This is a genomic window from Tomitella biformata AHU 1821, assembly GCF_000524475.1.
GTDB lineage: Bacteria > Actinomycetota > Actinomycetes > Mycobacteriales > Mycobacteriaceae > Tomitella > Tomitella biformata.
Genome location: NZ_BAVQ01000002.1, coordinates 152,162 through 161,987, shown reverse-complemented (window position 1 = coordinate 161,987; position 9,826 = coordinate 152,162). Strand labels below are relative to the sequence as shown.

Below are 9,826 nucleotides of genomic sequence, written 5' to 3'. Positions count from 1 at the left end.
GCTCCTACGGTATCCAGCCCTGCCTTAAAACCGCAGTTCACAATGGGTGTTGACAAACGTTAGGGAATCTCTTCCGTAATCAGAGTGCCTTGATTCGTTCCTGGAGCTGACCGGAGTGGATCAATGACCGCAAGATGTAGTGCGTGAGGTTCCTGAACCCCAGGGCGATGCCGCGCAGGTGCTCGAGCCGACCGTTGATCGCCTCCACCGGCCCGTTCGAGGCTCCGGTGTCGAAATGGGGCTCTACTGACCGATCCGTGGGTCGTTTCTTCCTGGAAGTTGCGGCGGATGACCACCAAGCCCGAGCATCGCCAACGCGATCAGAGCCTCCGGCGTTCGGAACCCGAAACCCACCCGGGTGATCAACCGGATCTTCGTGTTCACCGACTCGATCCGGCCGTTCGAGAGACCGTGCTCGATCGCCGCGAGGATCGACGCCTCGTGCTTGACGATGGAGCGCTGCAGCTTCACGAACTCGCGGGATCCGACACCGCCGCGCCCAGCTCACCCACCGTCCCAGCGCATCCCTCGCCTCCTCGTGCGGCAGCTGGAAGACCAGCCGCAACTCCTCCTTGAGAAGGTAGGCGCGATAGAGACGGCGATCGTGCAACTGGGCCTGGCGCAGCGTCAGCTTCTGCTTGGCCGTCAGGTTCTCCGGGTTCTTCAGCAGCGACCACCGCGACTTCTTCACCTTGGCGGCGTGCTCGCGATGCGGATCCGGAGCAGTGCCGGTTCCCGCGGCCGGCCGGCCGGGACCGGCATACGACTTCTTCGGAGCAGCTTTGTCTCGGGCACGGTTCCACGCCCCGCGCCGCACCTTGTCGACCGCGTCAGTAGCCCAGGCGACCACATGAAACGGATCAGCACAACGGATCGCCGCTGGACAACGCTCTACGACGACCTTCGCGATCCAGGCCGCCGCGTCGGCGGTGACATGGGTGATCTCGGCGCTGCGTTCGGGCCCGAGCAGGTCGAAAAAGGCTCGCGGCGTTTCGGCGTTGCGTCCCTCCGCAGCCCACACCAGTCGGCCAGAATCATGGTCGACGACCACCGTCAGGTACTTGTGGCCCTTCTTATAGGAGATCTCGTCGATCCCGATCCGGCGCAGCCCCGCGAACCGGTCGAACCGTTTCTCTGTGTCCGTCCAGACCCGGTCGATGATTGATCCGACAGTGCGCCACGCGACGGTCATCAACTCGCAGACCGCGGACTTCGCGCAGTGCGTGGCCACGACCCCGTGCGCGCGGCAGGACACGCGCGGCGCGGCGGCCTCCACGAGCACAGTTTTCAGCCCGGCGTCGAGGGCCCGCCACCGTCGTCGCCCGTCTCCGCTGTCATAGCGTGGGGACCGGCGCCGGCACACTCCACACCGGGACCGCGACCCGGATTTCGGTCGCACCGCGACCACCACACACCCCGAATCCTCGTCGACATTGACGGTCTCTACGACCGTGTTTTCGACACCGAGAATCTCAGCCCATATCCTGTTGTCGCGCACGCCGTTTTCCGCTCTGCAGCGAGTTGACCTTAGACAAGCCAAAACGCTACTGGGACAACGGCGTGCGCGTCTATATGCCGGTCACACGACCCACGGATCGGTCAGTAGAGCCTCTTTTGGCAGGAGGGTGGACGCCGCCGAGACCTCCCTCGCCAACTTCAACTTCAGGTCCTGGTAGCCACGCAGGCCGAGCCGCTGGCAGAACCGCACAACGGTGCCTACGGACGTCTCGGAGGCCACCGCCAAATCGCTCACCGAGATCTCCATGACCCGATCGGGACTGGCGAGAACGAACCGCGCGACCCGCTGTTCGGCCGCCGAGCGATCAGCCGAACGCATCCGCTTCTCCTCCAAGAGAGGAGAGGCGATGACGGTCTCGGCCTCGATCGGCAGTGTGGTTTCTCGCATGCCCAAACACTAAGGGCCACTTGCAAATAGCCCATGCCGCTGGGGTGAACTATGGAACAACACTCCAATGAGAGTCGATGAATGGAGCTTCCCTCCAGCGTTCATCGGCTGAAATTCGCTCGATCCGATCCCGCGGCCACGTGAAATCGACCGCGTTCGGCTTCGGCGCCACGGCCCCACGACTCCGTCCGCGCCCGGCGAGCCTTCGCTAGGCTGCCGCCATGGCCGATCTCGTGACCTTGACCCTGAACCCCGCCCTCGACGTCACCGTCGCCTCCCCGACGGTCGTCCCCTCCCGCAAGCTGCGCTGCGGCCAGCCGATGTTCGAGGCGGGCGGCGGCGGCATCAACATCGCGAAGGTCGCCCACGTCCTCGGCGTGGAGGCGGCCGCGGTCTACCCGTACGGCGGGGACTCCGGCGCGCAGATGAGCGCCCTGCTCGCGGAGCACCCCGTGGTCGAGCACCCGATCCGCATCGCGGGCACCACCCGCGAGTCGTTCACCGCGCTCGAGACCGGCGGCGACAACGAGTTCCGCTTCGTCCTGCCCGGGCCCACACTCACCGCCGCCGAGCTCGGCCAATGCCTCGACACCCTCGCCGCAGCCGTCGTCGGCGCCCGCTACGTCGCGCTCAGCGGGAGCCTGCCGCCGGGTGTGCCGACCTCCATCGTCGCCGACGTGGCGGCCATCGCGCGCGACGCGGGCGCCCGACTGGTGCTCGACTCCTCCGGCGACGCCCTGCGCGAGGCCGGCGGCGGGATCTTCCTCGTCAAGCCGAGCGTGGGGGAGCTGCGCGACTGGGTGGGCCGCGAGCTGTCCGGGGACGACGAGATCGCCGACGCCGCCCGCACCATCATCGCCGACGGGACCGTGGAGGTCGCCGTCGTCTCGCTCGGGCCCGGCGGCGCCATGCTGGTCTCCGCCGACGAGACGGTGCGCGTGCCTGCGATCAACGCGCCGGTGCGCTCCACCGTCGGCGCCGGCGACTCGATGGTGGCGGGTCTGATCACCGGCTTCCTCCAGGAGCGCACCCTCTCCGACACCCTCGCGCTGGGCATCGCGTGCGCGACCGCTGCGCTGCTCACGCCCGGCAGCGAGGTGTGCAAGCGGGAGGACATCGACCGGTTCTACAAGGAGCTCGCGGTCTGAGCCAGGGGCCCTGAGCTGGGGGCTCTGAGCTGGGATCTTGAGCTGGGTCTCCGGGCGAAGGCCTCGCCGAACGTGCGGAAGATGCACTGAATCTCGAAGAATCCGTCAATCTTCACCACGTTCGGCGCTATTTCAGAAGCGCAAGATTCCACAACCTCAAGCGTTGGGCCTACAGGGTCGTCATGTCCTCGCCGCTCCAGACGGCGCGCATCGAGGTGATCTTGGCGTCCTCGTCGAAGGTCATGACGTCGATGGGGCTGAGCTCGAACTGGTTGTCGCCGAAGTCGGTGAGCACACGGAAGTGGAACGCCGCGGTGTCTCCCGCGATGCGCAGCGTGAGCAGCTCGGTCTCCTGCTTGAGCGGCTCGATGATGCCGTAGAACTCGCGCAGCGCGGCCTCCGTGGAGCGCACGTCGGTGCCCACCGGGTCCTCGACCGTCGCGCCCTCGGCGAACAGGCTGAGGATCTCATCGACTGTGCCGCTGCCGACGAACTTGATGTAACTCTCGACGGTGGTGCGGATGGCCTCGGGGGACGGCGACATGGTGGCTCCTTAGAAGTAGAACGCGTTCTAGGAACAGTACGTCATCGACCAACTCCAGAATGCGCGCAGACGGACTCCCGCGGACACCCATTCGGCCAGACAGAGGCCCGTCCTCCTCAGGGATCAGCGCAGCTCGCCCCCGCATCTTGACCTGGCCCCTGTTGCAACGGGGGCCAGGTCAAGTTACGGGGGCGAGGCGCCCGAAGCCGCGGAAACGCTAACGCCGCGGCCTATTTGACGACGTTCACCATTCGGCCGGGCACCACGATGATCTTCTTCGGGTGCGCGCCGTCGAGCAGGGCGACAATCTTCGCGTCCGCCATCGCCGTCGCCTCGATGTCCGCCTTGGACATGTCCGCGGGCACGGTGATGTGGCTGCGGACCTTGCCGTTGACCTGGATCGGGTACTCGACGGTGTCCTCCACGAGGTACTTCTCCTCGGCCACGGGGAACGGCCCGTGCGCCAGGGACTCCGCGTGGCCCAGCAGCGACCACAGCTCCTCCGCGAGGTGCGGGGCGACGGGGCCCAGCATCAGCACGAGGGGCTCGACGATGGCACGCGGCGCGCCGGCGGGGTAGGCCTTCGTCAGGTGATTCGTCAGCTCGATGAGCTTGGCGATCGCGGTGTTATCGCGCAGCGCCGCGTAGTCCTCGTGCACGCCCTCGATCGTCTTGTGCAGCAGGCGAAGCGAGTCCTCTGTGGGCTCGGCGTCCGTCGCACGGACGATGCCGGTGTCCTCGTCGACCACCACGCGCCACATGCGCTGCAGGAACCGCTGCGCGCCGACGACGTCCTTCGTCGCCCAGGCCCGCGAGGTGTCGAGGGGGCCCATCGACATCTCGTACACACGCAGGGTGTCCGCGCCGTACTGCTCGCAGATCTCGTCGGGGGCGACGGAGTTCTTCAGGGACTTGCCCATCTTGCCGTACTCGCGGTTGACCTCGGCGCCCTCGAAGTAGAACTTGCCACCGGACTCCACGACCTGCTCCGCCTCGACGTACACGCCGCGCGAGTCAGTGTAGGCGTACGCCTGGATGTAGCCCTGGTTGAACAGCCGGCGGTACGGCTCCTTCGAGGAGACGTGGCCCAGGTCGAAGAGCACCTTGTGCCAGAAGCGCGCGTACAGCAGGTGCAGCACCGCGTGCTCGACGCCGCCGACGTACAGGTCGACGCCGCCCGGGTCTTCGGGGCCGTGCTGGGCGGGGCGCGGGCCCATCCAGTACTGCTCGTTCTCCTTGGCGCAGAACGTGTCCTTATTCGTCGGGTCCACGTAGCGCAGCTGGTACCAGGAGCTGCCGGCCCACTGCGGCATCACGTTGGTGTCGCGCGTGTAGGTCTGCAGGCCGTCGCCCAGGTCCAGCTCCACGTTCACCCAGTCGGTGGCCTTCGCCAGCGGGGGAGAGGGCAGAGAGTCCTCGTCATCGGGGTCGAAGCTCACCGGCTGATAGTCGGCGACCTCCGGAAGCTCCACGGCCAGCATGGAGTCCGGCAGCGGGACCGCGACGCCGTCGGCGTCGTAGACGATGGGGAACGGTTCGCCCCAGTAGCGCTGGCGGGCGAAGAGCCAGTCCCGCAGCTTGTACTGGATGGTGCCGGCGCCCGCGCCGCGGCCCTCGAGCCACGCGGTGGTGGCGGCCTTGGCCTCGGCGACCGCGAGGCCATTGATATCCAGGCCCTCGGCGTTGGCGGAGTTCACGGCGACGCCGTCGCCCGAGTAGGAGCCCTCGGCAACATCCTGGTCAGAGCCGACAACCTCGATAATCGGCAGGCCGAAGGCGGTGGCGAACTCCCAGTCGCGGTGATCGTGCGCGGGGACGGCCATGATGGCGCCGGTGCCGTAGCCCGTGAGGACGTAGTCGGCGATGAAGATGGGGACCTGCTGCCCGTTGACGGGGTTCACGGCGTAGGAGCCGGTGAAGACGCCCGTCTTCTCCTTGTTCTCCTGGCGCTCCAGGTCGGTCTTCGCGGCGATCTGCGCGCGGTAGGCCTGCACGGCCTCGGCGGGGGAGGAGGCGCCGCCGGTCCACCGTGCGTCGACATCCGCCGGCCAGAACGCGGTGGCCAGCTCGTCGACCAGCTCGTGCTCGGGCGCGAGGACCACATAGGTGGCGCCGAAGAGCGTGTCGGGGCGGGTGGTGAAGACCTCGATGGACTTGTCGGCCACGGCGAAGCGGACCGAGGCGCCGTGCGAGCGGCCAATCCAGTTGCGCTGCATGGCCTTGACCTTGTCGGTCCAGTCGAGCAGCTCGAGGTCGTCGATCAGCCGGTCGGAGTACGCGGTGATGCGCATCATCCACTGGCGCAGGTTCTTGCGGAAGACGGGGAAGTTGCCGCGATCGCTGCGTCCGTCGGCGGTGACCTCCTCATTGGCGAGGACGGTGCCCAGTCCGGGGCACCAGTTCACCGTCGAGTTCGACTGGTAGACAAGGCGATAGCCGTCCAGCACCGCGTTCTGCTCGGCGCGGGTCAGCTCCGACCACACCTGGCCATCATCCAAAGTGCGTGCGCCGGAAGAGAACTCGGCCTCCAGCTCCGCGATGGGACGGGCCTTGTCCTGCTCGACGTCGTAGAAGGCGCCGTAGATCTGCAGGAAGATCCACTGCGTCCAGCGGTAGAAGTCGACGTCGGTGGTGGCGACGCGGCGGCGCTCGTCGTGCCCCAAGCCCAAACGGCGGATCTGCTCGAGGTAGCGGTTGATGTTCGCCTCGGTGGTGCTGCGCGGGTGCGTGCCCGTCTGCACCGCGTACTGCTCGGCGGGCAGGCCGAACGAGTCGAAGCCCATCGTGTGCAACACGTTGTGGCCCGTCATGCGGTGATAGCGCGCGTAGACGTCGGTGGCGATGAAGCCCAGCGGGTGGCCTACGTGCAGGCCGGCGCCGGACGGGTACGGGAACATGTCGAGGACGAACAACTTGTCCTCGGGCACCGGGCCGGCCAGGGGGCCGGTCGGGTTGGGCGCGTCGAAGGTGCCCTGCTCGCTCCACCGGCCCTGCCAGCGGGACTCGATCGCCCCGGCGACGTCCGCGGTATAGCGGTGTGAGGGGATGCCCTCGAAAGCCTCGGTGCTATCCGGTGTGGCGGGGGTGTTGGACTGGGTCACTTGTTGTCGCTATCTCCTCGAAAACTGCACGCACTGCGCGGGGCCGCTGGCCATCAGCCCTGCACACAGAGTAAGGCCCGGTGGGGCCGCCTGTCGCTCCGGCGCCGCCCCACGCGCCGCCATCTCGTACCATATGGGGCGTGTTGACTGCCGCAATTGTGTTAATCGTGCTCGCTGTCCTTCTCGGCTCCCTGGCTGCCGTGGGGTTTGCCGGCAAGCTCCCGCGCAACCGCTGGCTGGGCATCCGCACCGAGGCCACGATGCGCGACGACGAGACCTTCCGCGTCGCTAACCTGGTCGCCGCCCCCACCCAGGTCGGGGGGGCCATCGCTCTGCTGCTCGGCGGGATCGCGTCGTTCAAGCTCGACGGGGTGGCGGGGATCATTATCGTCGTCGTGGCGTTGCTGGCCGCGCTGGCGCTGCTCGGGCTGGGCGCGAGCATCGGCATCCGGACCGCCGCGGCGATGCCGGACGACGTCGGAGCCTGCGGCAACTCCTGCGGCGCCTGCTCGCTGAGCGGATCCTGCGACAGCTCCACCCACGCGCACTGAACTAGATGAAATTCCTGGCGCGGTTCAACATCGACGCGTTCCTCATCGGCATCTTCGTCATGGCGGGGCTCGCCGCGATCCTGCCCGCGAAGGGCGTCGGCGAAGACATCCTCGGCTGGGCCGTCAAGATCGCCATCGGCCTGCTGTTCCTGCTCTACGGCGCACGTCTGTCCCCCCAGGAGGCGCTCGAGGGTTTCAAGCACTGGCGCCTGCACACGACGGTCCTGGCGTTCACGTTCGTGCTGTTCCCCCTGATCGGCCTGTCGCTGCGGGTGCTCGCGCCGCACGTGATCTCCGACGAGCTCTACGCCGGCATCTTGTTCATGTGCCTGGTCCCGTCGACGGTCCAATCGTCGATCGCGTTCACCTCGATCGCCAAGGGCAACGTCGCCGGCGCCATCGTCAGCGCGTCCTTCTCCAACTTCATCGGCGTGTTCCTCACCCCGGTCCTGGTCATCCTGCTGATGGAGACCACCGGGGACGTGCACATCGACGGCCGCGCGATCATCGACATCGTGGTCCAGCTGCTGGTGCCGTTCATGGTGGGCCAGCTGCTGCGCCCATGGCTGGTGGGCTGGCTGACCCGGCACGCCGCGCCCACGAAGATCGTGGACCGCGGCTCGATCCTCCTGGTCGTCTACGCGGCGTTCAGCGAGGGCATGAACCAGGGCATCTGGTCCACGACCTCGGTCACGCAGATCCTCGTCGTCATCGCCGTCTCCTGTCTGATCCTGGCCGTGGTGTTGTTTGCGACAATCCACGTCAGCCGCTGGCTGGGCTTCCCGTGGGCCGACCAGATCGTCGTCATCTTCGCGGGCTCCAAAAAGAGCCTGGCGAGCGGATTGCCGATGGCGAGCGTGCTGTTCGCCGGCCAGTCCGTGGGCCTGATCGTGCTGCCGCTGATGATCTTCCACCAGATCCAGCTTGTGGTGTGCGCCATCCTGGCCCGACGCTACGGCGACAAGACCGACCGCCTCGACGCGTTGGCCAAGGAGTGAGTTCCGTCAAGAGAATCGACCCCGTCGGCGCCGTCTTCGCCTTCGGCATCCCGCTAGTGGCCGCTGCCGTGACCATCGCGCTCACGGCCATGTGGCAGGACCGGCTACCCACGCAGATCGGCACGCACTGGAGCTCTGGACCCGAGCCCGACGGCTTCTCCGGCGTGTGGTCCAACACATGGTTCATGGTCGCGATGATCATCGTGATCGGCGGCGGCTGCTCGACCATCGCCGCATTTGCCTCGGTCCAGCTGATGCTCCGCCGGATCATGCTCGTTGTGGGCCTGACCGTCACCGGCCTCATGTTCACCGTCAACACCGCGATGATGGCGAGCCAGCTCGATCTCCAGGACTCGGCCGATGCCCGACTGAACACCGGATCCATCGGGCTCGGAGTCCTGATCGGCGTGTTCGTCGGGCTCCTCGGGGCACGGGCCCTGCTGGATCTGCGGCCCCGCGTCCAGGCCACCGCCAGGCCCGACGCCAACCTGCCCCGCGCCGCAAGCCCCCAGCTGCCGATCGAGTTCAACCTCGGCGTGCGACCGGTGTGGCTGTGGCTCGTCTGCGGGCTCTCGGCCGCCGGCACCGTGATCACGTGCATCGCGGTGGGGTCGCTTTGGCCGCTGCCGCTGTTCGCGCCCGTCCCGCTTCTCATGTTCGCCACCGCGCGCTACCACGTCGAGGCCGACAAGGATGGCGTGCGCGTGCGCTCCCTCGGCGCCGCGATGCTCTCCTACGAGCTCAGCGAGATCGAGGGCGCCCGCGTGGTGGCCGTGCACCCGTTCCGGGACTTCGGCGGCTGGGGCATGCGGTTCAAGGGCCAGGGCCGCTATGGCGTCGTCACCGAGAAGGGCCCGGCCGCGCAGATCTCCATGGCCGGCGGCGACGTCCTGACCATCACCACCGCCCGCGCCGAGGAGCTCGCCGGCGCGCTGAACACCCTCGCGGACCAGCGCTAGTTTCGGTCTACATCGATCGGGTGCGTGGCGAGCATCGCCCACGGCATCGGCTGCCGCCGCAGCACCGCCCCCCACAGGTCCGTGCCCGGGTCCGCCAACACGTCCCCGGGACGCGAGGTGAACACCATCCAGTCATCGCGCGCCAGCTCCCCGTCGAGCTGCCCGAAGGTCCACCCCGCGTAGCCGACGAAGATCCGCGCCGACTCCAGCGCGGCCGCAAAGGGCGCCGGGTCCGCGTCGACGTCGATCATCACCACCCGGCCGCTCACCCGCGAGACGCCGTCGGCGCCCTCGATGCTCACCCCCGGCTTGAGCACCCCCAGGCACAGCGCGCCCTCGAGCTTGACGGGCCCGCCCAGGTAGAACACGTCCGACGGCTTGCACAGGTCCGCCCACTGCGGCAGGCCCACTGCGATCGGGGTCTCCGTCGGGCGGTTGATGACCACGCCCAACGTGCCGCCGTCGTTGTTCTCGATCACATAGATCACGGTGCGACGAAAGATTGGTTCCAGCATGCTCGTCCCGGCGAGCAGCAGGCTGCCGGGCAGCACAGACTGGATAGATGACGGTCGAAAGCCCTCACTGTCCTCTGGCATATGCACCCCCCAATGATGGCACC

General features: G+C 67.5%; 8 protein-coding genes and 2 pseudogenes. 4 read left to right on the top strand and 6 right to left on the bottom strand.

Annotated elements, in window-relative coordinates:
- Positions 1–79: 79 nt before the first annotated feature.
- The 3 genes and pseudogenes from TBIF_RS00965 to TBIF_RS00955 all read right to left on the bottom strand — a co-directional run.
- Positions 80–271, bottom strand: a pseudogene (locus tag TBIF_RS00965) (transposase); the annotation flags it as partial.
- A pseudogene (locus TBIF_RS22565) lies at positions 244–1,498 on the bottom strand (ISL3 family transposase). The pseudogenes TBIF_RS22565 and TBIF_RS00965, both read right to left, overlap by 28 nt.
- Positions 1,499–1,579: 81 nt before the next feature.
- A complete protein-coding gene (locus TBIF_RS00955) occupies positions 1,580–1,906 on the bottom strand; it encodes a MurR/RpiR family transcriptional regulator (protein WP_024793013.1) in 327 nt (108 codons plus the stop codon).
- 221 nt (positions 1,907–2,127) lie between these two features.
- Between TBIF_RS00955 and TBIF_RS00950 the strand changes: the two genes are divergently transcribed.
- Positions 2,128–3,054, top strand: coding sequence for a 1-phosphofructokinase family hexose kinase (locus tag TBIF_RS00950; RefSeq protein ID WP_024793012.1), 927 nt, complete (start codon positions 2,128–2,130; stop codon positions 3,052–3,054).
- A gap of 169 nt (positions 3,055–3,223) precedes the next feature.
- Here the strand turns inward: TBIF_RS00950 and TBIF_RS00945 are convergent, their stop codons facing one another.
- Entirely contained in the window at positions 3,224–3,598 is a 375-nt protein-coding gene (locus TBIF_RS00945; RefSeq protein ID WP_024793011.1) for a nuclear transport factor 2 family protein, read from the bottom strand.
- A gap of 230 nt (positions 3,599–3,828) precedes the next feature.
- On the bottom strand, positions 3,829–6,699 hold the full coding sequence (leuS, locus tag TBIF_RS00940) for a leucine--tRNA ligase (RefSeq protein WP_024793010.1): 2,871 nt from the start codon (positions 6,697–6,699) through the stop codon (positions 3,829–3,831).
- 167 nt (positions 6,700–6,866) lie between these two features.
- Between leuS and TBIF_RS00935 the strand changes: the two genes are divergently transcribed.
- The 3 genes from TBIF_RS00935 to TBIF_RS00925 are packed head-to-tail and all read left to right on the top strand — an operon-like array spanning position 6,867 to position 9,207.
- Positions 6,867–7,250 carry an SdpI family protein gene (locus TBIF_RS00935; RefSeq protein ID WP_235174412.1) on the top strand — a complete coding sequence of 128 codons (384 nt, stop codon included), beginning with the start codon at positions 6,867–6,869 and terminating at the stop codon, positions 7,248–7,250.
- A gap of 5 nt (positions 7,251–7,255) precedes the next feature.
- Positions 7,256–8,248, top strand: a complete 993-nt coding sequence (locus TBIF_RS00930; RefSeq protein ID WP_024793008.1) for a bile acid:sodium symporter family protein — start codon at positions 7,256–7,258, stop codon at positions 8,246–8,248.
- Positions 8,245–9,207 carry a DUF1648 domain-containing protein gene (locus TBIF_RS00925; protein WP_024793007.1) on the top strand — a complete coding sequence of 321 codons (963 nt, stop codon included), beginning with the start codon at positions 8,245–8,247 and terminating at the stop codon, positions 9,205–9,207. Before TBIF_RS00930 ends, TBIF_RS00925 begins: the two co-directional genes overlap by 4 nt.
- Here TBIF_RS00925 and TBIF_RS00920 read toward each other — a convergent pair.
- Positions 9,204–9,809, bottom strand: a complete 606-nt coding sequence (locus TBIF_RS00920; protein ID WP_372435161.1) for a YqgE/AlgH family protein — start codon at positions 9,807–9,809, stop codon at positions 9,204–9,206. The genes TBIF_RS00925 and TBIF_RS00920 overlap by 4 nt on opposite strands.
- Positions 9,810–9,826: the final 17 nt, after the last annotated feature.